20 protein-coding genes are annotated in these 26314 nt (G+C 64.3%); 9 read left to right on the forward strand and 11 right to left on the reverse strand.

What is annotated here, in order from left to right; all coding sequences use genetic code 11:
* Nucleotides 1-90: 90 nt before the first annotated feature.
* On the forward strand, nucleotides 91-942 hold the full coding sequence (locus LB557_RS16500) for a transporter substrate-binding domain-containing protein (protein WP_224643238.1): 852 nt from the start codon (nucleotides 91-93) through the stop codon (nucleotides 940-942).
* A gap of 39 nt (nucleotides 943-981) precedes the next feature.
* On the opposite strand, the gene LB557_RS16505 is transcribed toward LB557_RS16500, so the two are convergent.
* Nucleotides 982-1395, reverse strand: coding sequence for a tellurite resistance TerB family protein (locus LB557_RS16505; protein WP_015319302.1), 414 nt, complete (start codon nucleotides 1393-1395; stop codon nucleotides 982-984).
* Between the two features lie 156 nt (nucleotides 1396-1551).
* On the opposite strand from LB557_RS16505, the gene LB557_RS16510 reads away from it, so the two are divergent.
* On the forward strand, nucleotides 1552-3198 hold the full coding sequence (locus LB557_RS16510) for a lysine--tRNA ligase (protein WP_015319303.1): 1647 nt from the start codon (nucleotides 1552-1554) through the stop codon (nucleotides 3196-3198).
* Here LB557_RS16510 and LB557_RS16515 read toward each other — a convergent pair.
* The 9 genes from LB557_RS16515 to LB557_RS16555 form a co-directional block, all read right to left on the reverse strand.
* Nucleotides 3164-4018 carry a thermonuclease family protein gene (locus tag LB557_RS16515; RefSeq protein ID WP_348641967.1) on the reverse strand — a complete coding sequence of 285 codons (855 nt, stop codon included), beginning with the start codon at nucleotides 4016-4018 and terminating at the stop codon, nucleotides 3164-3166. The two genes, LB557_RS16510 and LB557_RS16515, sit on opposite strands and share 35 nt — an antisense overlap.
* Before the next feature lie 9 nt (nucleotides 4019-4027).
* On the reverse strand, nucleotides 4028-4663 hold the full coding sequence (locus tag LB557_RS16520; protein WP_015319305.1) for a helix-turn-helix transcriptional regulator: 636 nt from the start codon (nucleotides 4661-4663) through the stop codon (nucleotides 4028-4030).
* Between the two features lie 138 nt (nucleotides 4664-4801).
* Complete coding sequence (locus tag LB557_RS16525; protein ID WP_015319306.1) at nucleotides 4802-5107, reverse strand: hypothetical protein; 306 nt, start codon at nucleotides 5105-5107, stop codon at nucleotides 4802-4804.
* A gap of 143 nt (nucleotides 5108-5250) precedes the next feature.
* Nucleotides 5251-5436, reverse strand: coding sequence for a hypothetical protein (locus LB557_RS16530; protein ID WP_224643237.1), 186 nt, complete (start codon nucleotides 5434-5436; stop codon nucleotides 5251-5253).
* A 28-nt stretch (nucleotides 5437-5464) separates the two neighbouring features.
* Nucleotides 5465-7684, reverse strand: a complete 2220-nt coding sequence (locus tag LB557_RS16535; protein ID WP_224643236.1) for a 3-hydroxyacyl-CoA dehydrogenase NAD-binding domain-containing protein — start codon at nucleotides 7682-7684, stop codon at nucleotides 5465-5467.
* 13 nt (nucleotides 7685-7697) lie between these two features.
* Complete coding sequence (locus LB557_RS16540) at nucleotides 7698-8906, reverse strand: acetyl-CoA C-acetyltransferase (RefSeq protein WP_224643235.1); 1209 nt, start codon at nucleotides 8904-8906, stop codon at nucleotides 7698-7700.
* A gap of 34 nt (nucleotides 8907-8940) precedes the next feature.
* A complete protein-coding gene (locus tag LB557_RS16545; protein ID WP_140614747.1) occupies nucleotides 8941-10113 on the reverse strand; it encodes an acyl-CoA dehydrogenase family protein in 1173 nt (390 codons plus the stop codon).
* 46 nt (nucleotides 10114-10159) lie between these two features.
* Nucleotides 10160-11950, reverse strand: a complete 1791-nt coding sequence (locus tag LB557_RS16550) for an acyl-CoA dehydrogenase (RefSeq protein ID WP_224643234.1) — start codon at nucleotides 11948-11950, stop codon at nucleotides 10160-10162.
* A gap of 265 nt (nucleotides 11951-12215) precedes the next feature.
* Nucleotides 12216-12677, reverse strand: coding sequence for a MerR family transcriptional regulator (locus tag LB557_RS16555; protein WP_015319311.1), 462 nt, complete (start codon nucleotides 12675-12677; stop codon nucleotides 12216-12218).
* Between the two features lie 452 nt (nucleotides 12678-13129).
* Here LB557_RS16555 and LB557_RS16560 point away from each other — a divergent pair, with 452 nt between their 5' ends.
* The 4 genes from LB557_RS16560 to LB557_RS16575 all read left to right on the forward strand — a co-directional run bounded on the left by LB557_RS16560 (nucleotide 13130) and on the right by LB557_RS16575 (nucleotide 20526).
* Nucleotides 13130-17194 carry a peptidoglycan-binding protein gene (locus LB557_RS16560; protein ID WP_224643233.1) on the forward strand — a complete coding sequence of 1355 codons (4065 nt, stop codon included), beginning with the start codon at nucleotides 13130-13132 and terminating at the stop codon, nucleotides 17192-17194.
* Nucleotides 17195-17386: 192 nt separating this feature from the next.
* Nucleotides 17387-18310 (forward strand): sulfite exporter TauE/SafE family protein, encoded by a 924-nt coding sequence (locus tag LB557_RS16565; RefSeq protein WP_015319313.1) that lies wholly within the window; start codon nucleotides 17387-17389, stop codon nucleotides 18308-18310.
* The gene (locus LB557_RS16570) at nucleotides 18310-19098 is read left to right on the forward strand and encodes a TIGR02186 family protein (protein ID WP_140614750.1); all 789 of its coding nucleotides are present in this window, start codon (nucleotides 18310-18312) and stop codon (nucleotides 19096-19098) included. The genes LB557_RS16565 and LB557_RS16570 overlap by 1 nt, the downstream gene beginning before the upstream one ends.
* Before the next feature lie 171 nt (nucleotides 19099-19269).
* Nucleotides 19270-20526, forward strand: coding sequence for an Hsp70 family protein (locus LB557_RS16575; RefSeq protein ID WP_140660670.1), 1257 nt, complete (start codon nucleotides 19270-19272; stop codon nucleotides 20524-20526).
* A 2-nt stretch (nucleotides 20527-20528) separates the two neighbouring features.
* On the opposite strand, the gene LB557_RS16580 is transcribed toward LB557_RS16575, so the two are convergent.
* Nucleotides 20529-21431: a LysR family transcriptional regulator gene (locus tag LB557_RS16580; RefSeq protein ID WP_224643232.1), complete on the reverse strand. Its 903-nt coding sequence runs from the start codon at nucleotides 21429-21431 to the stop codon at nucleotides 20529-20531.
* Between the two features lie 278 nt (nucleotides 21432-21709).
* Here LB557_RS16580 and LB557_RS16585 point away from each other — a divergent pair, with 278 nt between their 5' ends.
* From LB557_RS16585 to LB557_RS16595, 3 genes are read left to right on the forward strand one after another with little or no spacing between them, the layout of a single operon-like run.
* Complete coding sequence (locus tag LB557_RS16585; RefSeq protein ID WP_224643231.1) at nucleotides 21710-24640, forward strand: molybdopterin oxidoreductase family protein; 2931 nt, start codon at nucleotides 21710-21712, stop codon at nucleotides 24638-24640.
* Entirely contained in the window at nucleotides 24637-25371 is a 735-nt protein-coding gene (locus tag LB557_RS16590; protein ID WP_224643230.1) for a 4Fe-4S dicluster domain-containing protein, read from the forward strand. The genes LB557_RS16585 and LB557_RS16590 overlap by 4 nt, the downstream gene beginning before the upstream one ends.
* A 6-nt stretch (nucleotides 25372-25377) precedes the next feature.
* On the forward strand, nucleotides 25378-26313 hold the full coding sequence (locus tag LB557_RS16595) for a dimethyl sulfoxide reductase anchor subunit family protein (protein ID WP_015319320.1): 936 nt from the start codon (nucleotides 25378-25380) through the stop codon (nucleotides 26311-26313).
* Nucleotide 26314 lies beyond the last annotated feature (1 nt).

Consider the following 26314-nt stretch of genomic DNA (forward strand, 5'->3'; position numbering starts at 1 on the left):
CCTGAAATCGAAGCGTTGAAATCAAAAAGCATTGTGCCTGTATCGTTTTCGTACCAAAACCGGCACGAGCACGGGTGCGGGAGTTTTATCGTGGCGTTCCAATGGAGGTCCCATGTCCTGGCAGCGGCGCTCATCGCCGCATTGTCATGGGTTTCCGGCGCGGGCGCGGCCGAGCCGCAGGTGCCGGTGTTGTGGGATGCCAAGGAGCGGCTTCCGAAGCCCGACCTTGCGGCGCTGCCGCGGCTGCGGTTCCTGACGACCACGGATTTTCCCCCCTTCAATTTCCTCGACGGCGCGGGGAAGCTGTCCGGTTTCCACATCGACCTGGCGCGCGCCATCTGCGCGGAACTCGGCATCGTCGACAAATGCCAGATCCAGGCCTTGCCTTGGGCGGAGCTTCAAGGCGCGCTTGAGAGGGGCGAAGGTGAAGCTGTTATCGCCGGCATTGCCCCAACGCCACAGTCGCGCCAGACATACGCCTTCTCGCGCGCCTACCTGCAGTTCCCGGCGCGCTTCATCACCGCGAAGAACAAGGCGCTGGCGGAACCGCTCTTCGACAAATTGCACGGCAAGCGCGTCGGCGTGATATCGGGCTCGGCCCATGAACGCATGCTGCGCGACTATTTCGGCACGGTCCAGGTCGTCCCCTTCGACAAGCCGGAAGCCCTCTATGGCGATCTCAAGGCCGGCAAGATCGACGCGGCCTTCGGCGATGGCATGCGCTTCGCCTTCTGGCTCGGCGGCTCCGATGCCGCCGGCTGTTGCCGCTTTGCCGGCGGCCCCTACCTGGCGCCCGAATATCTGGGCACCGGCATGGCCATCGCCACGCGCGCGGACAATCCGGCGCTGGCCGCGGCCCTCGACTACGCTTTGCAAGAGATTTCGATGAAAGGCACCTTTGCCGAATTCTACCTGCGCTATTTCCCGGTCAGTTTCTTCTGATCAGGTCCGGTCAGCTTTTCTGATCCGGCCGTAACCTCGTCAGGTCAGAGTTCGCAGCCGCGCCTTGGCCGCACGACCGATGGCCGCCACGGTCAGCGTGTCGAGATCGAGCTGACGACGGATCAACTGCAGCACCCGCACTTCCTCCAGCCGCATCTCCAGATCGACGGCGGCCACTTCGAAGGCCGCGGCATAGGCGGTGTCGCGCAACCGCTCCGGCAGCGCCTCCGAGACCTGGGTCAGGACACCTTCGAGCCCACCCTTCTCATGCAGCATCTTCTGGCAGGCCTGGGCCACGGCAACCAACCGGTCCTGCTTGAAATCCTCGAACACCGGCCACGAGCGAACAACCTCACCGATCCTGGCCAGTTCGACATCGGTCATGTCCCGGTCGGAGGCCGAAGTGATGACCATCAGATAGATCAGGGCTTCGTGCGGGGTGGGCGACAGCATTCTTTGCTCCTTGAACGGGCTCCGAAGGTAGGAAGGGGAGCCTGAGGCCGCAAGGAAAAAGCGCCCGACGCGTTGACGCTCCGGCCACGCACGCCTAGAGACCGGTTGAAAATGCACTTGCGGCTATTGCCGGGATACAATCTGGAAAACTGTGACATGGCGGGATCAAACATCATCGATCTCAATCCCGAACTGCTGACGGCCGCAGCCGAGAGCAAGGCATGGCCGTTCGAGGAAGCCAAAAAGATCATCGAACGCTACAAGGGCGCCGATTTCCCCGAAACGATCCTGTTCGAGACCGGCTATGGACCGTCGGGCCTGCCGCATATCGGCACGTTCGGCGAAGTGGCGCGCACCTCGATGGTGCGCCATGCGTTTCGCGTGCTGACGCAGGACAAGGTCGCGACCAAGCTGCTGTGCTTTTCCGACGACATGGACGGCATGCGCAAGATACCCGACAGCGTGCCGGACCGCGCTGCGCTCGAGCCATATCTGCACAAGCCGCTGTCATCGGTGCCCAACCCCTTCGGCGGCGACTATGCAAGCTTCGCCGACCATAACAATGCGATGCTCTGCCGCTTCCTCGACACGTTCGGCTTCGATTACGAATTCGCCAGCGCGACGCAATACTACAAGTCAGGCCGCTTCGATGCGATGCTGTTGCGCGCCGCCGAACGCTATGACCAGATTATGGCGGTCATGCTGCCGACGCTCGGACCTGAGCGGCAGGCGACCTACAGCCCCTTCCTGCCGATCTCGCCAAAGAGTGGGCGCGTGCTTTACGTTCCCATGAAGCATGTCGACGCCAAGGCCGGTACCATCACCTTCGACGATGATGGCACCGAAACCACGCTGCCGGTCACCGGCGGCCGCGTGAAGCTGCAGTGGAAGCCGGATTTCGGCATGCGCTGGGCGGCACTCGGCGTCGATTTCGAGATGTTCGGCAAGGATCATCAGACCAATGCAGTGGTTTACGACCGCATCTGCAACATACTGGGCGGGCGGGCGCCGGAGCATTTCGTCTACGAACTGTTCCTCGATGAGAATGGCCAGAAGATCTCGAAGTCGAAAGGCAACGGCCTGACCATCGACGAATGGCTGACCTATGCACCGACCGAGAGCCTCGGGCTCTACATGTACCAGCGGCCGCGGCAGGCCAAGAAACTCTATTTCGACGTCATCCCGCGGGCCGTGGACGAATATTACACCTTCCTCGCCGCCTATCCCCGCCAGGAGTGGAAGGAGCGGCTGGGCAACCCGGTCTGGCATATGCATGACGGCAACCCGCCCGCCATCGACATGCCGGTGCCGTTCTCGCTGCTGCTCAACCTTGTCAGCGCCTCCAATGCGCAGAACAAGGAGGTGCTGTGGGGCTTCATCTCGCGTCACGTCGCGGGTGTGACTCCGGCGACCCATCCCGAGCTGGACCGACTGACGGGCTACGCGATCCGCTACTTCGACGATTTCGTGAAGCCGACGAAAACCTTTCGCCCGGCCGACGAGGTCGAGCGGGAAGCGCTGGTGGCTCTCGAAAAGGCACTTGGCGACTTGCCGGCGGGCGCCAGCGGCGAAGCGATCCAGAACGCTTCGCTCAACGTGGCGCGCAAGATCGAACGCTATCAGGATCATTCCAAGCAAAGTCCTGAAGGTGGCCCGGGTGTCTCAGGCGCCTTCTTCCAGATGATCTACCAGGTGCTGATCGGCCAGGAGCGTGGTCCACGCTTTGGATCATTCGCCGCCCTCTACGGCGTCGCCGAGACCCGCTCGCTCATTCAGAAGGCGCTGGCTGGTCAGCTGGCTTGAGGACGCCGCCGTCCTCCTCCAGGATCGAGCCCGGCGCCTGAGGCGCCGGGGCAGGTGCGGCCGGCACCGCCGAGATGCCGGCAAGGTTCGGCGCCGGCCCGAAAATGCCTTTCTTCGCGCCTTGTGCCTTGTCACCGGCCTCGACATAGGGTCCGCCCTTGGCGGCACGGGCCCAGCCGTTTTCGACCAGCCATTGACCGACATCCTGCTTGCCGATCCGGCACTCCGCCGCGATCCGGTCGCGTCCGCCTTCCGGCGGCACCGTGCAAACCACGGCGCGGCCGCGCAGGAAGGCGCGGAATGCCGTGCGCGCGCGGATGCCGCACGGCCAGGATTTCCCGTCGGTGGTGCAGGTCTCGTCCTGACTGACGACATCGATGCCGGAAATCGCGACCGAATACCCCTTCGCCTCGATCAGGCCGGCGGCCGGAGCTACCGGCTGGAACAGTTTCGTGCCGTTCCAGTCGTCGGGCATTTTAGGCTTGGGCGGCACGGCGAGCGCCAGCTTGCTCAACGGCGCACGCGGCTCGACCCGCTCGAGTTCGCCGGTGGGCAGTTCCGGCGGCGCGACCACGTCCGGGTCGATCGCCCGCGAATGCACCGCCGGATTTGGTGGCTGCGCCGGTGCACGAATTGCTGAGGTGGACGGTTCCTCGGGCGTCGCATCCCTATCTGCCTCAGCGGTAGTGTCGGCGCCGGGATCGATCTGATCCACCGCAACAGTGCTTTCGCTGCCTTTCAGCGTGCGTCCGCCGGCAACGACCAGCGCCGCCATCGCCGGGATCATCAGAACCGCCAGGACAAGATGAGGAAGTCGCACCCGTTGCACCTATTGGCTTGCCCAGACGATCCGCGCCACCCACTCGACCTCGAGCATGGGGATGTCGCGGTCCGGATGCTCTGGATTGAGCGAGACCAGCGCGATCGACTTGACTGTCTGGCGCTCGAGCACCTTGGCCATCACCTCGCCCGATGTGGTCTTGACGACGACGCGGTCGCCCTTGCGGGTGGCCGCACCCGGCTCGACGATGAGGACGTCGCCATTGCGGTAGAGCGGCAGCATGGAATCGCCCTGCACCTGCAGCGCATAGGAACTTTCGGTCGATTGCGCCGGCAATTCGACGAGATCCCAGCCCTGCCCCGCCGGAAAGCCGGCATCGTCGAAGAAGCCGCCGGCGCCGGCCTGGGCGAAGCCGAGCAACGGCACCGCGCGCCGGCTGGCGGGCGATGCGCCACGGCCTTCGATCAGCCCGGTGAATTCGTCCAGCGAAGCGCCCGTCGCCTCGATGATCTTGGCCAGCGATTCGGTCGAAGGCCAGCGCGGCCGACCGTCCGAGGACAAGCGTTTGGATTTGTTGAAGGCGGTTGAATCAAGTCCCGCGCGCCTTGCCAGACCCGAAGCCGAAAGCGAATAGCGCTCGGCAAGAGCATCGATGGCAGCCCAGACTCGGTCGTGCGAGAGCATGACGTGCTCTCCTTCGAAACAGGAAAAAATGCCTCTTCCTGTCTAACGCGCAACGGCTGAGTTGTCCACCAGCGGGCTGGCGGATCACGAACAAAGCTGTGTGCCGCAACCACGGCACAGTGTCATGGCCGAAGCCGGCTATCCGGCCAATGCCGCCATCGCCCTCGGCAGGCCCTTCTGGAGCTCGTCGACGTTCATCACCGGGATGAGCTCGACGGTGGCATTGAAGGCGAAGAAGAACCGCTCGGCGACATAGGGCATGTCCGAACTGTCCTTTACCTCCAGGAAAAGGTAGGCCGTCCGCCAACCACCGTCCGCGGTAAAATAGGCAGCCTCCGGCTTGAGATCGGACAGGGTTTGCTCGATGATCTTGCCCATGCTGCCGTCCTTGATCGCCTTATTGCCTTCCTCGGCTGGGATGGAAACTCTCAGCATCATACGCATGATGATTACTCCTCCGCCAACATTATGTTAGCGATACCTAATATATCATCCGCGCCTGGTTTGGGAAAGTCGATCGAATCCTGCTTGCCAACGGGTTGATCAGCCGGACGATCTGGCCAGGCCGCGCGGTCCCTGGTGCGATGTCATGAAAATGCGTTCTGCCTCGGTCGGTGGCCGCGGTTCACCGCACGGCCAAGTGCGGCGACAACCGCGTCAATGTCGAGGAAGCGGCGCGCCTTGCGGTCATAGTCGGTCGGCAGGCAGCGAAAGGCCAGCCGGCCTTCACCGCCCATCATGTAGGGGCCACGGCTTCGCGCCGTGGCCAGCATGCGGGCCCAGACATAACATGACGCTCTGTCAGGCTGCCTGCTTCACATCGCCCTTGGCATAGGGGTCGAAGCGTTCGTAGAAGGTCTCACCTTTCTCGGCCATGTCGAGGAGCAGCTTGGGCGCCTTGAACTCGGCCCCATACTTCTTCTGCAGCGCCTTGGCGATCTTGACGAATTGTTTGGCGCCGATGCCGTCGATGTAGGACAGCGCGCCGCCGGTGTAGGGCGCAAAGCCGAAGGCCAGGATCGAGCCGACATCGGCCTCGCGTGGATCGGTGACGATGCCCTCTTCCATCACGCGCGCCGCTTCGAGCGCGATGGTGACCAGCAGGCGCTGCTGCAGCTCCTCATAGTCGACCTTCTCGGCCGCGAGCTGCGGATAGAGGTCCTTGAGGCCGGGCCACAGCTTCTTCTTGGCCGGCTTGGCCGGATAGTCGTAAAAACCCTTGCCGTTCTTGCGGCCGAAGCGGCCGTGATCGTCGACCATGGTGTTGATCAGCGCCATCTGCCTGGGGTCGACGGCCTTTTCGCCGAGATCCCTGATGGTCTGCTTCATGATCTTCTGGGCAAGGTCGATGGCCGTCTCATCGGTCAGCGCCAAGGGACCGACCGGCATGCCGGCGGCCTTGGCCGCATTCTCGATCATCGGCGCGGGCACGCCTTCGATCAGCATCTTGTAGGCTTCCGACATGTAACGCAGCACGCAGCGATTGACGTAGAAGCCGCGCGTGTCGTTGACGACGATCGGCGTCTTCTTGATGGCCCGCACGAAGTCGATCGCGGTGGCCAAGGCCTTGTCGCCGGTTTTCTTGCCAAGGATGATCTCGACCAGCATCATCTTGTCGACCGGCGAGAAGAAGTGGATGCCGATGAAATTCTTCGGCCGCGCCGAATTCCTGGCGAGGCCGGTGATCGGAATGGTCGAGGTGTTCGAGGCGAAGATCGCCGACGATTTCAACACGGCTTCCGCCTGTTCGGTGGCGGCCTTCTTGACGGCGGAATCCTCGAACACGGCTTCAACGACGAGATCGCAGCCGGCGAGGTCGGCATAGTCTGCCGTCGGCGTGATCAGAGACAAGAGCTTGTCCTTGTCCTCGGGCTTGGCACGGCCCTTCTTGACCTGATCCGAGATCAGGCCGTCGGAATGCGCCTTGCCCTTTGCGGCCGCCTCCATGTCCCGGTCGAGCAGCACCACCGGAATGCCGGCCTTGGCCGTGACATAGGCGATGCCCGCGCCCATGAAACCGGCGCCGAGGATGCCGATCTTCTTGAACTTGGTGTCGGGCACGCCGGCCGGGCGGCGTGCGCCCTTGTTCAGTTCCTGCAGCGACACGAACAGCGAGCGGATCATCGCTGCCGCTTCCTTGGTCTGCATGATCTCGGTGAAATAGCGCTGCTCGATCCTGAGCGCCGTGTCGAAGGGCACCAGGAGGCCCTCATAGACGCATTTCAGGATCGCCGCGGCGGCCGGATAATTGCCATGGGTCTCGCGGCGCAGGATGGCGATGGCCGGCGGCCACAGATTGGCACCGGCCGCCGAGTAGATCGGGCCGCCGGGCAGCTTGAAACCTTTCTCGTCCCACGGCGCCACCGGCTTGAGGCCGTTCCTGATCATCGCCTTGCCGATCTCGACCAGCTTGGCCGGTTCGGCGATCTCATGGATCAGGCCCATCGCCTTCGCCTTCTGCGGCGACAGGATCTGGCCGGAGGTCAGCATTTGCAGCGCCTGCTGCTGGTCGGTCAGCCGCGGCACACGCTGGGTGCCGCCGGCACCGGGGAAGATGCCGATCTTCACCTCGGGGAGTGCCATCCTGACCTTGTCGGAGTCGGCCGCGACGCGGCCATGGCAGGCGAGCGACATTTCGAAGGCGCCGCCCATGCAGGTGCCGTTGATCGCCGAGACCCATGGCTTGCCGCAGGTTTCCAGCTTGCGGAACAGGCCGGTCATGATGCCGGCGTTGTCGAACAGCGCCTTGGTCGCCTTTTCGACATCCTTGACCTTGTCGGTGGCGAAGGTGGTCAGCATCTTCTGCAGCAAGGTGATGTCGGCACCGCCGGAGAAGGTGTCCTTGCCGGAGGTGATCACCGCGCCCTTGATGGCGGCGTCGCTGGCCACCTTGTCCACGATGTCGTTCAACTCGCGCATCACCTCTTCGGTGAAGACGTTCATCGAGCGGTCCGGGCTGTTCCAGGTGACCAAGGCGATGCCATCGGCGTCGATGTCGAGGGTGAAATTGGTGTAGCTCATCGTTCTCTCCCCGTCAGACGCGTTCGATGATGGTTGCAGTGCCCATGCCGGCGCCGATGCACAGTGTGACCAGCGCGGTGGTCAAGTCACGCCGCTCGAGTTCGTCCAGCACGGTGCCGAGGATCATCGCGCCGGTGGCACCGAGCGGATGACCCATGGCGATGGCGCCGCCATTGACGTTGATCTTGTCGTGCGGAATTTCGAAAGCCTGCATGTAGCGCAGCACCACCGAGGCAAAAGCCTCGTTGAGCTCGAACAGGTCGATGTCGGACAGCTTCATCTTGGCGCGCTTCAGCAGCTTCTCGGTGACATCGACCGGACCGGTCAGCATCAGCACCGGCTCGGAGCCGATGTTGGCGAAGGTGCGGATGCGCGCGCGCGGCTTCAGGCCCATCGCCTTGCCGGCCTTCTTCGAGCCGAGCAGCACGGCCGCCGCGCCATCGACGATGCCGGACGAGTTGCCGGCGTGGTGGACGTGGTTGACCTCCTCGACCTCCGGATGCTTCTGCACCGCCACCGCGTCGAAGCCGCCCATTTCACCGGGCATGACGAAGGACGGGTTGAGCGAGGCGAGCGACTGCATGTCGGTCGACGGCCGCATATGCTCGTCATGATCGAGAATGGTGAGACCATTCTGGTCCTTGATCGGGATAACCGAGTTCTTGAAGCGGCCATCGGCCCAGGATCTTGCGGCGCGCTTCTGGCTCTCGACCGCGTAGGCGTCGACGTCGTCGCGCGAGAAACCGTATTTGGTGGCGATCAGGTCGGCCGAAATGCCTTGCGGCACGAACCAGCCGGGCAGGCCGACCGAAGGATCCATGAACCAGGCGCCACCGGACATGCCCATGCCGACGCGCGACATGGATTCGACGCCGCCGGCGATGACGATTTCATCGGCGCCTTGCGCGATCTTGGCGGCGCCGAAATTGATGGCGTCCAAGCCGGAGGCGCAGAAGCGCGAGATCTGCATGCCGGGTGCCTTGGTATCGTAGCCGGCCTCGAAGGCGGCGGCGCGTGGAATGACGGAACCCGCCTCGCCGACCGGGTCGACGCAGCCGAAGATGATGTCGTCGACGTTTGCAGTGTCCAGCCCGTTGCGATCGCGCAGGGCCTCGAGCGTCCTGGCGGCGAGCCGTACCGCCGGCACTTCGTGCAGCGATCCGTCCTTCTTGCCCTTGCCGCGCGGCGTGCGCACGGCGTCATAGACATAAGCTTCGGTCATTTTTCATGCTCCCTGGGGTTCGCTGAAAAGCTGCTCAGAGCGAGCGTCCGATCAGCAATTTCATGATCTCGTTGGTGCCGCCATAGATGCGCTGGACGCGAGCGTCGCGGAACATGCGGGCGATCGGATATTCATTCATGTAGCCATAGCCGCCATGCAATTGAAGGCATTCGTCGACGACTTTGCCCTGGAGGTCGGAGAGCCAGTACTTGGCCATCGAAGCGGTCACCGGATCGAGGCCGCCATTGATGTGGCGGGTGACGCAGTCATTGTAGAAGACGCGGCCGATGGTGGCCTCGGTCTTCAGCTCCGCCAGTTTGAACTGTGTGTTCTGGAAATCGATGATCGCCTTGCCGAAGGCCTTGCGCTCCTTGACGTAGTCGATGGTCAGCGCCAGCGCCCGCTCGATCATGGCGATCGCCCCGGTGCCGATCTGCAGCCGCTCCTGAGGCAATTGCTGCATCAGCTGGACGAAGCCCTGTCCCTCTTCATGGCCGAGCAGATTGGAGGTCGGTACACGCACGTCGTTGAAGAACAACTCCGACGTGTCGTTGGCCTTCAGCCCGATCTTGTCGAGGTTGCGGCCGCGTTCGAACCCCTCGACCTCGTCGGTCTCGATGACCATCAGCGATGTGCCCTTGGCGCCCTTCTCCGGATCGGTCTTGGTGACGACGATGATGAAGTTCGCCAGCTGGCCGTTGGTGATGAAGGTTTTGGAGCCGTTGATCTTGTACTGGTTGCCGTCCTTCTCGGCACGGGTCTTGACACCCTGCAGGTCGGAACCGGCGCCGGGCTCGGTCATGGCAATGGCGCCGATCAGTTCGCCGGTGGCGAGCCTGGGCAACCATTTCTTCTTCTGCTCTTCCGAGCCGTAATGGAGGATGTAGGGGGCGACGATCGAATTGTGCAGGCCGATGCCGAAACCGTCGACGCCGACATGGCCGATCGCCTCGATGATCGCGCTCTCATGCGCGAAGGTGCCGCCGGAGCCGCCATATTCCTCCGGCATGGACGCGCAGAGCAGGCCGGCGGAACCAGCCTTCAACCAGCTTTCGCGGTCGACCATCTCGTTCTTCTCGAACTCGTCGTAGCGCGGCGCGATCTCCTCCGACATGAAGCGGGTCGCCATGTCGTAGAGCATGCCGACCTCGTCGGCCGCCCAGGCTGGTTTCGGCAAAGAGAGCACTTCGGCGGGATTTGTCGCCACGATTTCCTCCGCGTATCGACAGACAGAAAGGCTAGCGAGACGGAGTTTAGAACGCTTCCGCCGGCAGGGCCATCAGCGTATCGGCACCACTCGAAATACGGGCGAGGTGCGCCGAGGTCTCCGGCATGATCCGCTCCATGAAGAAGCGCGCCGTCACCACCTTGTTATCGTAGAAAGACTGGGAGCCGTTGGCATCAGTCTTGCCCTGTGCCGCCTTGGCCATCTGCGCCCACATGTAGCCCAGCGCGACGAGGCCGAAGAGATGCATGTAGTCAGTCGAGGCCGCACCGGCATTATCGGGCTTGGCCATGCCATTCTGCAGCAGCCACATGGTCGCCGCCTGCAAATCGTTGAGGCCTTTCTTCAACCCCTTGGTGAACGGCGCCATCTTCTCGTCGGCGCGGTTTTCCTCGCAGAACTCGCCGACCTCCTTGAAGAAAGCCTGGATGGCGCGGCCGCCGTTCAAGCCGAGTTTGCGGCCGACGAGGTCGAGCGCTTGAATGCCGTTGGCGCCTTCATAGATCATGGCGATGCGGGCATCGCGCACGAACTGGCTCATGCCATGTTCTTCGATGTAGCCGTGACCGCCGAACACCTGCTGAGCCATGACGGCGTGGTCGAAGCCCTTGTCGGTCAGCACGCCCTTGACCACCGGCGTCATCAGGCCGGTGTAATCGTCGGCCGCCTGGCGATCCTTGTCGTCGGCGGAGCGGTGCGCGATATCGGACTTGATCGCGGTCCACAGCGCCAGCGCGCGGCCGGCCTCGTTGAAAGCCTTCATGGTCATCAGCGAGCGGCGGATGTCGGGATGAACGATGATCGGGTCGGCCTTCTTGTCCGGCGCCTTCGGGCCTGACAGCGAGCGGCCCTGCAACCGGTCCTTGGCATAGGCGGCGGCATTCTGGTAGGCGATCTCCGACAGCGACAGGCCCTGCAGGCCGACGCCGAGGCGGGCCTCGTTCATCATCGTGAACATTGCCTTCAGGCCGCCATTGGCCTCGCCCAGCAGCGTGCCTTCGGCCTCGTCATAATTCATGACGCAGGTCGAGTTGCCGTGGATGCCCATCTTCTCCTCGATCGAGCCGCAGGAGACGGTGTTTCTCGTCCCCGGATTGCCCGATGCGTCGAGCTTCAGCTTGGGCACGATGAACAGCGAAATGCCCTTGACGCCCTCCGGCGCGCCTTCGATGCGGGCCAGCACCAGATGGACGATGTTGTCCGACATGTCGTGCTCGCCGGCCGAGATGAAGATTTTCTGGCCTGAAATCTTGTAGGTGCCATCGCCGTTCGGCACCGCCTTGGTGCGCAGCAGGCCAAGATCGGTGCCGCAATGCGGCTCCGTCAGGTTCATGGTGCCGGTCCAGCTGCCCTCGACCATCCTGGGCAGCCAGGTCGCCTTCTGCTCGTCGGTGCCGTGGGTGATGATGGCGGCGATCGCGCCCTGGGTCAGGCCCGGATACATCATCAGCGACATGTTGGCCGACACCATGTATTCAGCCACCGCCGTATGCACGGCATAGGGCAGGCCCTGGCCGCCGAACTCGACGGGCGCCGCCAGGCCCATCCAGCCGCCTTCGCGATACTGGTCGAAGGCTTCCTTGAAGCCCCTGGGCGTGGTCACCGAGCCGTCGTCATGGCGCACGCAGCCCTCCATGTCGCCGACACGGTTGAGCGGATGCATGACGTTCTCGGCGAGCTTGGCCCCTTCGGCGAGAATTGCCTCCAGCACGTCAGGCGTTGCGTCGGCGAATCCCGGAAGGTTCGAATAGCGCTGATAGCCGAGCACCTCGTTGAGCACGAACAGCGTGTCCTGGACCGGGGCCCTGTAGATCGGCATGCTTTTCCTCCACCATGCGGATTGACCCCGAAATCAAGCCGTGCGCGGCAAGCGGGCCAATGTCGAAGCCGCAATAGCAAATATTGACGTTTGCGTAAACGTCAATATTTGCGCTGCGGCAAGATTTCCGCCACCACGGGCGCAATCGGCCAAGCGTCACGGCAATGCGCAAGCCAGCGCGAAGCAGGCAGGCCAGACAGCGAAAAGCCGCGCGGCATGGCCACGCGGCTTTGTGGTGAAGGGTCCGACAGTATCGGAGGGCGGCTTAGCTCGCGACGCTCGCTTGCGGCGCCGAACGCTCGGCCAGCATCTGACGCACCGCCGACATCGAGCCGCCGAGTTCATTGATGGCGTCGTCGATCAGCGCCCGCTGCTTCTGCAGGCGAGCGAGCTGCTTTTCCGACTTATCCAGCGCCAGCCGCAACTGCTTGGTGTTGGAACCGGTCGGATCGTAGAGGTCCATCATCTGCTTGACGTCGCGCAGCGAGAACCCAACCTTGCGGCCGAGCAGGATCAGCTTCAGCCTCGCCTTGTCGCGGCGCGTATAGAGACGGGTCGAACCGTCGCGCTGGGGGTTGAGCAGGCCCTTGTCTTCATAGAAACGCAGCGTGCGCAGCGTCACGCCGTACTTCTTGGCCATCTCGCCGATGCGGGAGAGATCCTCGCCGGCTTCAACGGTTGCATTATTGGTATTGGCCGCGGTCTCGCCGGCCGAGATAAGCTTCATGGTCACTGGCTTCCCCGTCTGGTGGCGTCGCGGTCCCGGACCATGCGTCGCCTGACTGGAAGCGGGGGCGTGCTTCCGGCCGTGGTTTCGACAAACAAATCGCAAACAGCGCAGTTGATACGCCATTTACGTTTACGTCAATTCTATACCGGTAGCCGCCTCATGACGCAAGGGCGTTCTGAGAACGGTGCTTTATGCCGCACCGGAAGTCACGTCAGCCAACTTCCTTGCAACTTCTTAAGCTTGGTTAACGCGTTGTTTACCACGTTGGGCGAAATGTGCGCGTGTCGGCTACCCGTGGTTATCCTGTATCGAATTTTCACGGTTTTTCGGAGCGCGGGGAAACCCGGGAAGCTTGTCTTCCACCGTGGCATCGAAGCGCGGTCGCCTCGTTCCGGCAGGGACTTGGGGAGCTGGCCGCAAGCCGGCCAATCTGAAAGACGGACGCACCGATGAACAGCAAGCGGTCCTACCTCGATACACTCAATGCTGGCAGGCAGCGCAAGCCGCAGACCACGCTCGAGCAGCTGAACCGCTCCCTGGAGACGCTGGAACAGCGCCTGGGGCAGACGCGCGAGGACGCGACGGCACGACCCGCTCCTCGCCAATATGGCGCCGAACCGCGTTACCCCGCCTCCGACCCGCGCTATCCCGCTGCGCAGCCGACGGCCCAGCAGCGCTGGTATGAGGATCCGCAGCCGGCACCGCGTGCGCACAACCCGGCGCCCTCCCCTGCACCCTTCGACCAGAATTATCAGGCGATCGCGCGAGACATCGACCGCGTGCGCGGCCAGGAAGACAGCGTCGCCATGGTCGGCAAGATCGCCGGCGAACTGCGCGGCATGCGCGAGGAACTGCGCCACCAGGTGACTTCAGGGCTGCAGCGCGAATTCGACGCGCTGCGCAAGGACATCGACCGCGCCTTCCAGTCGAACGCCAAGTCCGGGACCTCGGGCAAGGGCAGCGCTGAACTCGGCGTGGAATTCGAGCGGCTCTCCGGCGCCATTAAATCGCTGTCGGAGAAGAGCGACGACAGGAGCGTCAACCTGCTGCGACTGGAACTCGAACAGGTCAAAGCCGCGCTCGACACGCTGGCGCGCGAGGAGAGCGTGCAGAAGGTCGACCGCCGCTGGGACGAGTTCGACCGCCGCTGGACGGCCTTCGAGGACCGCGTCGACGCCGACCAGCGCAAACGCTCCGACGACCCCGCCCTTGCCGCCTTGACCGACCGGCTGGAGCAAATCAGCAACGCCGTCAACAACCTGCCGGAATCGCTGTCCCTGCGTTCGCTGGAGGAGAAGGTCCGCACGCTGGCCGGGGCGGTCGACCATTTCGCCAGCCAGCAGGACAATCGCGGCGGCGGCACGCTGGCCATGATCGACGAGCGGCTGGACGAGATTTCCCGCGCCATCGTCGCCTCGACAGTCGCCGCACAGGCGAATTCAGTCGACCACGAAGCCTTCGAGCGCATCGAGAAGCGGATCGACTCGCTCGCCCAGCAGATCGAGGAAGTGGCGCAGGACCGTCCCGCGAATGTCGTGATCGACCGGCTGAACACGCTGTCGAGCCGGGTCGACGACCTCGCCGGCCGCGCCAACCTGCCCGAGCAGGCGATGGAACGGCTCGCCAAGCAGATCGCGCTGATCGCCGACAAGATCGATCAGGCGCCGGCCATGCCCGACGCCGACTACATCTTCCACGGGCTGGAGCAGCGCTTCGACGTGCTGTCGGGCATGATGGAGCGGCGCCAGGGCGACGCCATCGAGCAGGGCAACATGCTGTTTCGCGATCTCGAGCGCCGGCTGGACGAGGTTGCCGACCGGCTGGACCAGCGCAGCATGCCGCAGGTCGACAGTGCCGGCATCATGGACGCCATCGACGCTCGCTTCACCGCACTGGCCAAGCGCATGGAGACACGCGCTCCCGATCCCGCCGGCGAGGCGGCGATCCGGGGCCTGGAAAGCCGGCTCGAAGATATTTCAAGCCGGCTGGACGCTTCGGCGGCCCAGGTGGCCGGCATCGATCCGGCGCTGATCCGCAGCCTGGAGGCGCAGGTCGCCGGCCTGTCGGCGCATCTTTCCAAGCCCAGCACGCCGCTGCCGGACTTCGAGGACATCAGCCCACGCCTCGACGAAATCGAAAAAGCGCTGGCCGGGACCCGCGATTCCATCCTCGGCGCGGCACGTGAGGCGGCCGAGAACGCGGTGCGCTCGCTGGCCGGAACGAGCACCAATACGGCCGCGGTATCCGGCCTCGCCCAGGATCTGAAGACCCTGGAGACGCTGACGCGGCGTTCCGACGAGCGCAATTCGCGGACCTTCGAGGCCATTCACGACACACTGCTCAAGATCGTCGACAGGCTGGGCTCGCTGGAAACCAGCGACCCGTCCGAGGCGGTAAGCGAGCTCCTGGACGCGGCCTCGATCGAACCCAGTGGCTGGCGTGGCTTGCAGCGGCCCAAGATGGCCGTGAACGCACCATCCATGACCATGGACGAGCTGCCGCTGACTGGCGACATGGCCGATCTGGACGCGCGTGCCGCGGCCATAGTGCGCACCGAGCCCGGCGAGCCCGCACTGCACGTTGGAACGGGCTTGTCTCCCCGGCCGGGCACGCGCTCGCCGGCGGAAGCCGCCGCCGCCGCCGCGATGGCCGCACTCGGTTCCGACACCACCGCCGGAAAGGACCAGCCGGCAGGCCGCAAGTCGATGTTCGGCGGTCTGGCGCGGGCCTTCAAGGGCAAGAAAGCGGCGGATGTTCCGCCGCTGGCCGGCTCGGCGCCGAGCGCCGACATCCCGAGTGTCGATCTCGACGAGCCGCTCGACCCGAAGGTCGCCAACCGCCCGCTGGAGCCGGGCTCCGGCGCGCCTGACCTCAATGCCATCATGAAGCGCGTGCGCGACGAGCGCGGACAACCGGCAAAGCTCGGCGACAGCGACGCGGCGAAATCGGATTTCATCGCCGCCGCCCGGCGCGCGGCGCAGGCGGCCGCGGCCGAGGCCGACGCCCTGAAGCGCCAGTCGACGATGAAAGGCCCGGTCAAGGCGCTCAGGATAGGCGACCTGCTCAAGGCGCGGCGCAAGCCGATCCTGATGGCGGCGGCAGCGATCATGCTGGCGCTTGCCGGCCTGCAGCTCGGCAAGGCGTTCCTTTCGGATCCCGCCCAGGTGGCAAGCAACGACGCATCCCCGATCGTCGCCCCGCAGCCGGTTCGGACGGCATCTCTCGATACCGCCAGCCAGCCGAAGACCGAAGTTCAGCCGACGACGATGAACAGCGCGCCGGCCCGTCCGGCCAGGCAGGCCGAACAATCCGCGCCCGCCAGCAAGGACGATATGGCGGCGCGGACCGTCGTGGCCATGCCGTCTGATACGGACGCGATGCCGGACACAGCGCCCACGGCCGAGCCCGCTTCGCCGGTCACGTCGGCCATGGCTTCCGGCCCGAGCGCCCCCGACGCGATGGCTTCGGCCGCGCCGGTTGCTCCGATGACCGCTGCCCCAGCCATGACGGATCCGGCACCAGCCGCCGGCGCTACGCAGGCGACGGATGCCGATCTCCAAGCGGCCCCTGCCGCGCCAGTGGCGACCGAGGCGACGACCAACGACACGACTGGCGCCGTTGCGCCCATGGACAAGCCGGCGGCGACAGCCGCGATCAAGTTCGACATTCCGGCCGATGCCGGCCCGGTCGCCTTGCGTGACGCCGCCGCCGGTGGCGACGCCAAGGCGCTGTTCGAGGTCGGCTCGCGCTACGCCGAGTCGCGCGGCGTCAAGGAAGACATGCCGGCTGCCGCCAAATGGTACGAGAAATCGGCGGAACTCGGCTTCGCGCCGGCTGAATACCGCATCGGCAATTTCTACGAGAAGGGCATCGGCGTCGCGCGCGACATCAAGAAGTCGAAGACCTGGTACCAACTCGCCGCCGCGCAGGGCAACGCCAGCGCCATGCACAATCTGGCGGTGCTGTTCGCCATGGCCGCCGACGGCGCAACCGACAATGAATCGGCCGCGCATTGGTTCCAGGCGGCCGCCGACCTCGGCGTCAAGGACAGCCAGTTCAATCTTGGCATCCTCGCCGCCAAGGGCGTCGGCATGAAGCAGAACCTGGAGGAATCCTACAAATGGTTCGCGCTCGTCGCCAAGACCGGCGACAAGGATGCCGCGGCCAAGCGCGACGAGATCGCCAACGCGCTGCGGCCCGAGCAGCTCGAGCGCGCGCGCGCGGCGACCGAATTGTGGAAGGCCAAGCCGCTCAACGCGGCGGCCAATTCGGTGGACATTCCCGAATCCTGGCAGGAAGGCACGCCGCAGACGACGGCCGGCATCGACATGAAGAAGGCGGTCAAGAACATCCAGCTCATCCTCAACAAGAACGGCTATGACGCCGGGGGCGCCGACGGCGTGATGGGCGGGAAGACCAAGAACGCGATCATCGCTTTCCAGACCGACAACAAGCTGCCAGCGACGGGCGCGGTCGACGAGAAGCTGGTCAAGGCATTGCTGGCGCGCAAATAACGGCAGAAGCGTCGTTTCCACGACGCCCTTGCCTTACATTTGCCTGTTAACTGATTGAGTTGTTTTTTGTTTCGGCGCGGTGACGGGGTTTGGTCCCGCTGCCGCGTCGGCGCAAGAGAAAATTGGCTTTTCGATGCGATAGTGCCCGCAGCGGCTTTATTCGCCGACAGGCAAACTGATCGAGACAGACGGGTGGGCATCTATCTCCCGATCGCGGAAATTTCCGTCAACGTCTTCGTGCTGCTGGCCATGGGCGCCGCGGTGGGCTTCCTGTCGGGCATGTTCGGGGTGGGCGGCGGCTTCCTGATCACGCCGCTCTTGATCTTCTACAACATCCCGCCGGCGATCGCGGTCGCCACCGGCGCCAACCAGGTCATTGCTTCTTCCGTCTCCGGCGTGTTGTCGCACATGAAGCGAGGGACGCTCGACTTCAAGCTCGGCAGCGTGCTTCTGGCCGGCGGCGTCGTCGGCTCAACCGGCGGCATCTATGTGTTCGGCTTCCTGCGCAGGCTCGGCCAGCTCGACCTGTTCATCTCGCTGCTCTACGTCGTGCTGCTCGGCACCGTCGGCGGGCTGATGCTGGTCGAGAGCATCAACGCCCTGCGCGCCACGCGCAGCGGCGCGGCACCGGTGCTGAAGAAATCCGGCCAGCACAACTGGATCCACCGCCTGCCGCTGAAGATGCGCTTCCGCGCGTCGAAACTGTTCGTCAGCGTCATTCCGGTGCTCGGGCTTGGCGCCGGCATCGGCTTCCTGTCGTCGATCATGGGTGTCGGCGGCGGCTTCATCATGGTGCCGGCGCTGATCTATCTCTTGAAAGTGCCGACCAATGTCGTCATCGGCACCTCGCTGTTCCAGATCATCTTCACCTCCGCCTATACGACGCTGGTTCACGCCACCACAAACCAGACCGTCGATGTGATGCTGGCATTCCTGTTAATGGCCGGCGGCGTGGCTGGGGCGCAATATGGCGCCAAGGCCGGCCAGCGGCTGCGCGGCGAGCAATTGAGGGCGCTCCTGGCGCTGCTGGTGCTGGCGGTGGCGATCCGGCTTGCCACCGATCTGTTCGTCACGCCGCCCAACCTTTATTCGCTGTCCGGCCTGGGCCTCAACTGATGAATGGCCTGAAAGCGCTCGCAGCCGTCGCTCTCCTGTCCCTGATCGCCGCCGCGCCGGCGAAGGCGCAGACGCCGCTGACGGAAGGCATCCAGATCGGCCTTTCCACCGACGCGGTGTCGATCACCGCCGGTTTTTCCGGCGCCGACCTGACCATCTTCGGTTCGCTGGAAAATCCCGACCCGCTGGTCGCACGCCAGGGCCGTTACGACGTCATCGTCGTGCTCGAAGGGCCGCCGAAACCGGTGGTCGTGCGCCGCAAGGACCGGGTGCTGGGCGTCTGGGTCAATTTGGATTCCGAGACCTTCGAGAACGTGCCGGTGTCCTATTCGGTCGCGACGACGCGGCCGCTGCAGGACATCACCGAACCCAACAGCTACAAGCAGCTGTCGCTCGGCGCCTCCAACCTCTATATGCAGCCCGCCGAAGCCGGAGACAGCCCGGCGACGATCGAGGAATTCACGGCCGCACTGCGCGAACGCAAGGCCGCCGCCGGCCTCTACAGCGAGAATGTCGGCGGCGTGCAATTCCTGTCGCAGAACCTGTTTCGCGCTACCGTCAGGCTGGCGCCTGATGTCTCGGTCGGCACGCACAAGGCGCGCGCATTCCTGTTCAAGAGCGGCCTATTCGTCAAGGAGAGTTCGGCGCAGCTCGAAATCCGCAAATCGGGCTTCGAACAATCGATCTTCCGCGTCGCCCACGACTATTCGTTCCTCTACGGCGTGTTCGCCGTATCGTTGGCGATGGTGACTGGCTGGCTCGGCCGGCTGGTGTTCCGCAAGGATTGATGCCGCGGGAAAAGAGGGGTTCCCCTTTTCGCCGCCATGCGATAAACCGCCGCCTCCCAGCCCAGGGGCAAACACGCACATACCATTCGCCAGGAGCGGTCCGGCATCCCGATGACAGCGGCGACGCGTCGCCGCTGTTTTGCCGCCATGAAACAATGACAGGAGGCTGCGATGCATCAGGCATTCGGCGGCATCGACTTCGGCACGTCCAATTCCACGGTGGGCGTCATCCGGAACGGCAAGGCGCGGCTGGTCCCGCTGGAGGGCGGGCAGCCCACTTTGCCAAGTGCCGTGTTCTTCAATTTCGAGGACGGCCATACCTATTTTGGCCGCCGCGCTATCGGCGACTATACCGACAGCATCGAAGGCCGCCTGATGCGCTCGTTGAAGAGCGTGCTCGGCAGTTCGCTCGCCCACGAGAAGACGCGGATCAAGGCACGCCAGATCGGCTTCATCGACATTATCGGCCTGTTCATCGGTCATCTGAGGACGCGGCTGGAAGAGGACGCCGGCGGCGTGGTGGAGAGCGTGGTGCTCGGCCGCCCGGTGCAGTTCGTCGATGACGACGCGCAAGCCGACGCGGAGGCGCAAGGCGAACTCGAGAAGGCTGCCCGTGCCCAGGGCTTCAAGCACATCGCTTTCCAGTTCGAACCGATCGCGGCGGCGCTCGATTACGAGCAGAAGGTGACACGTGAGGAACTGGCGCTGATCATCGACATGGGCGGCGGCACGTCCGACTTCTCCATCGTGCGGGTCTCGCCGGAGCGCGCGCGATCGACCGATCGCAAGGACGACATCCTGGCCAGCCGCGGCATCCATATCGGCGGCACTGATTTCGACCGGCTGCTGAGCATCGCCCATGTCATGCCGCAGCTCGGCTACCTCTCCGCGACCAAGGACGGCAAGCGCAATCTGCCGGCCAGCTACTTCATCGATCTCGCCACATGGCAGCGCATCAATCTGGTCTACACCGCCAAGGCGATGACGCATCTGCGCCAGATCCGCTACGAGGCCGCGCGCGCCGACCTGGTCGACCGCTTCATCCATATCGTCGAGCACCGCTACGGGCACGCGCTGGCGGCGCTGGTCGAGAAAGCCAAGATAGAGCTGACCGACATGTCATCGGCGGACGTGGCGGTGAAGCTGCCGGGCGCGGCGTTCGCCGCCGGGATCACGCGCGACGGGCTGGAGGCCACGATCGCTCGGGACATCGAGCGGGTTACCGAAACGGTGGCGCAGACCATCCGCGACGCCGGGGTCAAGCCCTCCGACATCACCGCGGTGTTCCTGACCGGCGGATCGACGGCGATCCCGCTGGCAAGGAGGGAAATCCTGTCGCTGGTGCCGCGGGCTTCCGTCATAGAAGGCGACATGTTCGGATCGGTCGGGCTCGGCCTGGCGCTCGATGCGCAGCGGAAATTCGGCTGAACCTACCCCAACGTGGACCGGTTCGCCTCCGCGGCCAGGTGCGCCTTCAGCGCCATCTGGGCCAGGCTTGCCTGACGGTCGCGGTGGGTGATCATGGCGAAGTCGCGCTTCGGCAATTCGATCGGCACGGCTCTCAGGCTCCCCTCTGCGACCGCGCGCCCGACGACCAGCTCCGAAATGATGGTCGCGCCGGCACCCGCCTCGACAGCTTGGCGAACCGCCTCGTTGCTGGGCAACACCAGGAATATCCTGAGGTCGGCAAGCGAAATCCCCTCGCGGCGCGCCAGATCCTCCAGCACCTCGCGCGTGCCGGAGCCGCCCTCGCGGATGATCCAGCGCAGGCCGGTGATGTCGGGGCGGCCCGGCGCGGTTTCGGCGATCTCCGGATGGGAGCTGGCAACGACCAGCATCAGCCGGTCGGTATCGACCTTGACGCGGCGCAACAAGTCGGACTCGGTGCGCCCTTCGACCAGGCCGAGATCGGCGGTTCCATCCAGCACGCTGGCCTCGACCTGCCTTGTGTTGCCGATGGTGACGCTCAGCCTGACGGCCGGATAGGCCTCGTGGAAAGAGGCCAGCCGGCGCGGCAGCCAGTAGCTGGCGATGGTCAGGCTGGCAGCGATGGAGAGGCTGCCGGCGACCGTCTGCGAAACATGTTCCAGGACATTGCGCGCGGCTGCGGCCCGCTCCAGCACGGCCTTGGCCTCCGGGAGGAACCGATGGCCGGTCTGGGCCAGCTCGATGTTGCGGCCGACGCGGTTGAACAGATGGACACCATGCTGCTCTTCCAGAGCGCGAATGGCCGCCGACGCGGCCGACTGGGAAATGCCCAGGAGCTCCGCCGCCTTTGTCATGTGGCCGCGCTCTGCGACGGCGACGAAAATGCGCAACTGATCCAGGGTCATGCCTGTATTAAGAACCAATATCGATCGAATTTACAAGAACAACTGATTAGACGGATCGATAGCTTTATTCTACTTTTCCTGCGGAATTTAGAAAAAATTAGCCTGCAGGTCGCAAAGAGCAAAATGATCGGGCGGTTCAGATCCCTGCTTGCGCATTGGAGCCGCGGTATAAGGCGACGGCTGGCCGGCGACCGCTACCATCCCGAAGAACATTATATGCGCGGCCCCGGGCCGAAGACGCGAGCCAAATCCGCTGACCGCGCGAGCACCACGGGATCATGATGCAAGGACCGCCGCGCGGCGCCAATTCAGCCCCCTCGCAACGCCCGCTTGCCGACACGCGGGCGCCCGATGAAGGCGACGGTGTCGACACCTCGCCTGATGTTTCCGACAGCATCGCCAAGACGACCTGCTACATGTGCGCCTGCCGCTGCGGCATCGACGTGCACATCAAAGACGGCAAGGTCCGCTACATCAACGGCAACAAGGATCATCCGGTCAATCGCGGCGTGATCTGCGGCAAGGGCAGCTCCGGCATCATGCAGCACTACAGCCCGGCCAGGCTGAAGAAGCCATTGCTGCGCACCGGGCCGCGCGGCTCGGGTCAGTTCCGCGAGATCGAGTGGGAGGAAGCCTTCTCGATCGCCACCGAGCGGCTGTCGAATATCCGCCGGACCGATCCTAAAAAACTCGCCTTCTTTACCGGACGCGACCAGTCGCAGTCCTTGACGGGCTGGTGGGCGAGCCAGTTCGGCACGCCGAACTTCGCCGCCCATGGCGGCTTCTGTTCGGTGAACATGGCGGCGGGCGGGCTCTACACGATCGGCGGCTCGTTCTGGGAGTTCGGCGAGCCCGATTGGGACAACACGAAATACTTCATGCTGTTCGGCGTTGCCGAGGACCATGATTCCAATCCGATCAAGATCGGACTGGGCAAGCTCAAGGCGCGCGGCGCCAAGGTGGTGTCGATCAATCCATGCCGGACCGGCTACAATGCGATCGCCGACGACTGGATCGGCATCCGGCCCGGCACGGACGGCCTGTTCGTGTTCGCGCTGATCCACGAACTCTTGAAAGCCGGCCGCGTCGATCTCGATTATCTGCTCCGCTACACCAACGCGCATGTCCTGGTTATCCAGGAGCCGGGCGCGGCCGATGACGGGCTGTTCATGCGCGACAGCGACGGCAATCCGCTGGCATGGGACAGAGTGGCGACGACCTCCGTCAACGCAGTCGATTCAAATGCCAAACCGGCACTGACCGGCAGCTTCACAGTCGACGGGCGCAGGTGCCTTCCCGTGTTCCAGCTGATCGCGGACCGCTACATGGACGTCAGCTATTCTCCCGATGCGGTCGCGGAGCGTTGCGGCATCTCCGCCGGAACGATCCGCCGGATCGCCGCCGAACTGGCCCATGTCGCCTTCGAGCAGGCGATCGAACTGCCGGTGGCATGGACCGATTGGGCCGGGCGCCGGCATCAGACGATAAAGGGACGGCCGGTTTCGATGCATGCCATGCGCGGCATCTCGGCCCATTCCAACGGCTTTCACACCTGTCGCGCCATCCACCTGCTGCAGGTTCTGCTGGGCACGGTGGATGTGCCGGGCGGCTTCCGCTTCAAGCCGCCCTATCCCAGGTCGGCGCCGCCCGGCCCGAAGCCCTGCGGCAAGGATGTCAGGCCGATGACGCCGCTCGACGGCATGCCGCTCGGTTTCGTCTGTGGACCCGACGATCTGCTGGTCGACGAAGCGGGTACGCCGCTGCGCATCGACAAGGCCTATTCCTGGGATTCGCCGCTTGCGGCGCATGGGCTGATGCACACAGTCATCCGCAACGCCTGGGCCGGCGATCCCTACCCGATCGACACGCTGATGATGTACATGTCGAACATGGCCTGGAATTCCTCGATGAACACCGTCGAGACCATGGCCATGCTCACCGACCATGACGAAGCGGGCAACTACAAGATCCCTTTCATCATCTATTCCGATGCCTACTACTCCGAGACCGTGCCGTTCGCGGACCTGGTCCTGCCCGACACCACCTATCTAGAGCGTCATGACTGCATCAGCCTGCTCGACCGGCCGATCAGCCATGCCGACGGGCCGGGCGACGCCATTCGCCATCCGGTCGTCGAGCCCGACCGCGACGTCAGGCCCTTCCAGTCGGTGCTGATCGACCTCGGCGCGCGGCTTGGCCTGCCCGGCTTCGTCGATGACGAAAGCTCGCCGAAGTACCGCGACTATGCCGACTACATCGTCAATCATGAACGCACGCCCGGCATCGGCCCGCTCGCAGGCTGGCGCGGCAAGGACGAAAACTCGATCGGCAAGGGCGACGTCAATCCCAACCAGTTGCAACGCTACATCGACAATGGCGGGTTCTGGCACCACGATTTCACCGAGGACCAGCGCTACTACAAGATGGCCAACCGCTCCTATCTCGACTTCGCGGTGCAACTGGGCTTCATCCCCAAGGCCGAGCCGATCGTCTTCCAGCTCTATTCCGAACCGATGCAGCGTTTTCGGCTGGCCGCGCGTGGTCATGGCCGGGTGGTGCCGCCCGAAAGCGAACGCAAGCGCGTCGAGACCTACATGGACCCGCTGCCGTTCTGGTACATGCCGTTCGAGGAAGCGTCCGTCGACCAGGAAGAATACCCGCTGCACGCGCTGACGCAGCGGCCCATGCACATGTACCATTCCTGGGGTTCGCAAAATGCGTGGTTGCGGCAGATCACCAGCCAGAACCGGCTGTTCGTGCATCAGCAAACCGCCGCCGGGCTCGGCCTTGGCGACGACGACTGGGTGTGGGTCGAGAGCATCAACGGCAGGGTCAAGGGGCAGATCAAGCTGGTCGAAGGGGTCAACGAAAGCACGGTGTGGACCTGGAACGCGATCGGCAAGCGACGCGGCAGTTGGGGGCTGAAAGACGATGCCGCCGAAAGCAATCGCGGCTTCCTGCTCAACCACATCATTGGAGACCAGACCTTGGCCGACGCGCAGGGCAAGCGTTATTCGAATTCCGATCCGGTCACGGGCCAGGCGGCGTGGTTCGATCTGCGCGTGCGCATCGTCAAATGCGCGGCGGAGGAGGCCGGCCTCACCGAACCGCAATTCGAGCGTTTTCAACAGCCGCCGCATTTCGAACCCTCGCCCGACAAGCTCACTTTCGGCGCCGGGTTTCGGCAGGCAAGAGAGGCGGCCGAATGACCTGTCTTCCAAATCCAGGCGGCAAGAAGCTTGGCCTCGTCATCGACCTCGACACCTGTGTCGGCTGCCAGGCCTGCGTCACCGCCTGCAAGGAATGGAACACCGGCGGCCACATGGCGCCGCTGACCGACATCGACCCCTATGGCGGCCATGTCGACGGGGTCTGGTTCAACCGCGTGCACAGTTACGAGCACATTACCGAGATGGGTGGGCGCACGGTCAACTTCCCGCGCTCCTGCCTGCATTGCGAGACGCCGGCCTGCGTCACCGTCTGCCCGACCGGCGCCTCCTACAAGCGCGCCTCGGACGGCATCGTGCTGATCGACGAGGACAAGTGCATCGGCTGCAAATTGTGCAGCTGGGCCTGCCCCTACGGCGCGCGCGAATTCGATGGCGATGTCGGGGTGATGAAGAAATGCACGCTCTGCGTCGACCGCATCTATAACGACAATCTGGCCGAGGGGGACCGCGTGCCGGCCTGCGTCGCCGCCTGCCCGACCAGCGCCCGGCATTTCGGCGACCTCGGCGATCCCCAATCCCCCGTTTCGCAACTGGTGGCGGAGCGCGGCGGTGTCGACCTGATGCCTGAACTCGGCTATCGCCCGACCAACAAATACCTGCCGCCGCGCGCTCACACGCAACGCGCCGCATCGGTGACCGCTCCCGCGCTGGAGCCGCTACGGGCCGAGGGCGGTTTCCTTGGCTGGGTCGACCGCATGCTTTCGAGCTGACCATCCATGCATCCAGCTTTTTCGGTCGTCTTCTTCACCACCGCCACGGGTGCCGGCTATGGGCTGCTCGCGCTGCTCGGCGTGCTCGGCCCGCTCGGCTTCGTCGCGCCCGATTTCTGGCCGGGCTTCGTCGGCATGGGGCTGGCGCTCGGCCTGATCGCCGCCGGCCTGTTGTCATCGACCGGCCATCTCGGCAGGCCCGAACGTGCCTGGCGGGCGTTCTCGCAATGGCGCAGTTCATGGCTGTCGCGCGAAGGCGTTGCCTCGGTCGCCACCTTCATTCCCGCAGGCGTGTTCGGCGTAGGCTGGGTCTTCCTTAGCCGCCTCGATGGCTGGGTGGCGGCCGCCGGCGTCCTGGCCGCCGTCGGCGCCATAGCCACGGTCTGCATGACAGGCATGATCTATGCCTCGCTGAAACCCATCGCCCACTGGCACAGCCCCTACACCTTGCCCGGCTATCTCATCTACTCGGCGATGAGCGGCAGCGTGCTTCTGAACGCTGTGCTGCAAGCATTTTCTCTCGGCTCGAAAATGCTTCTGGCGGCTTCCGCGCTGCTCACTTTGCTTGGCTGGGGCTGGAAGCTGGCGACCTGGCGCCACAACGACCGGCTTGAAATCCCGACCAATGCCAACACCGCGACGGGGCTGACCGGTGGCACGGTGCAGTCGCTGGAGTGGCCGCATACGGAAGAAAACTACCTGCTCAAGGAAATGGGTTTTCGCATCGCGCGCAAGCACAGCGCAAAGCTGCGCCGGATCACGCAGGCGCTGGCCTTCGGTTTGCCGATCCTGTTGCTGCTTGCCGCCTTCGCCTTGCCGTGGCCGCTCGCGGCGGCGCTATCGGCGCTGGCCGCGATCGCCCAGTTTGCCGGCATGCTGGTCGAACGCTGGCTGTTCTTCGCCGAAGCGAAGCACACGGTCATGCTCTATTATGGGCGATAGA

It is taken from the genome of Mesorhizobium sp. BR115XR7A (assembly GCF_020165315.1).
GTDB classification, from domain to species: Bacteria; Pseudomonadota; Alphaproteobacteria; order Rhizobiales; family Rhizobiaceae; genus Mesorhizobium; species Mesorhizobium australicum.

Coding starts and splice junctions, on each gene's coding strand:
- LB557_RS16505 (WP_015319302.1), bottom strand. CDS start 1,395: ATGCTGTCGCCCACCCCGCACGAAGCCCTGATCTATCTGATGGTCATC.
- LB557_RS16510 (WP_015319303.1), top strand. CDS start 1,552: ATGGCGGGATCAAACATCATCGATCTCAATCCCGAACTGCTGACGGCC.
- LB557_RS16520 (WP_015319305.1), bottom strand. CDS start 4,663: ATGCTCTCGCACGACCGAGTCTGGGCTGCCATCGATGCTCTTGCCGAG.
- LB557_RS16525 (WP_015319306.1), bottom strand. CDS start 5,107: ATGCGTATGATGCTGAGAGTTTCCATCCCAGCCGAGGAAGGCAATAAG.
- LB557_RS16530 (WP_224643237.1), bottom strand. CDS start 5,436: ATGCTGGCCACGGCGCGAAGCCGTGGCCCCTACATGATGGGCGGTGAA.
- LB557_RS16535 (WP_224643236.1), bottom strand. CDS start 7,684: ATGAGCTACACCAATTTCACCCTCGACATCGACGCCGATGGCATCGCC.
- LB557_RS16540 (WP_224643235.1), bottom strand. CDS start 8,906: ATGACCGAAGCTTATGTCTATGACGCCGTGCGCACGCCGCGCGGCAAG.
- LB557_RS16550 (WP_224643234.1), bottom strand. CDS start 11,950: ATGCCGATCTACAGGGCCCCGGTCCAGGACACGCTGTTCGTGCTCAAC.
- LB557_RS16555 (WP_015319311.1), bottom strand. CDS start 12,677: ATGAAGCTTATCTCGGCCGGCGAGACCGCGGCCAATACCAATAATGCA.
- LB557_RS16560 (WP_224643233.1), top strand. CDS start 13,130: ATGAACAGCAAGCGGTCCTACCTCGATACACTCAATGCTGGCAGGCAG.
- LB557_RS16570 (WP_140614750.1), top strand. CDS start 18,310: ATGAATGGCCTGAAAGCGCTCGCAGCCGTCGCTCTCCTGTCCCTGATC.
- LB557_RS16575 (WP_140660670.1), top strand. CDS start 19,270: ATGCATCAGGCATTCGGCGGCATCGACTTCGGCACGTCCAATTCCACG.
- LB557_RS16580 (WP_224643232.1), bottom strand. CDS start 21,431: ATGACCCTGGATCAGTTGCGCATTTTCGTCGCCGTCGCAGAGCGCGGC.
- LB557_RS16585 (WP_224643231.1), top strand. CDS start 21,710: ATGATGCAAGGACCGCCGCGCGGCGCCAATTCAGCCCCCTCGCAACGC.
- LB557_RS16590 (WP_224643230.1), top strand. CDS start 24,637: ATGACCTGTCTTCCAAATCCAGGCGGCAAGAAGCTTGGCCTCGTCATC.
- LB557_RS16595 (WP_015319320.1), top strand. CDS start 25,378: ATGCATCCAGCTTTTTCGGTCGTCTTCTTCACCACCGCCACGGGTGCC.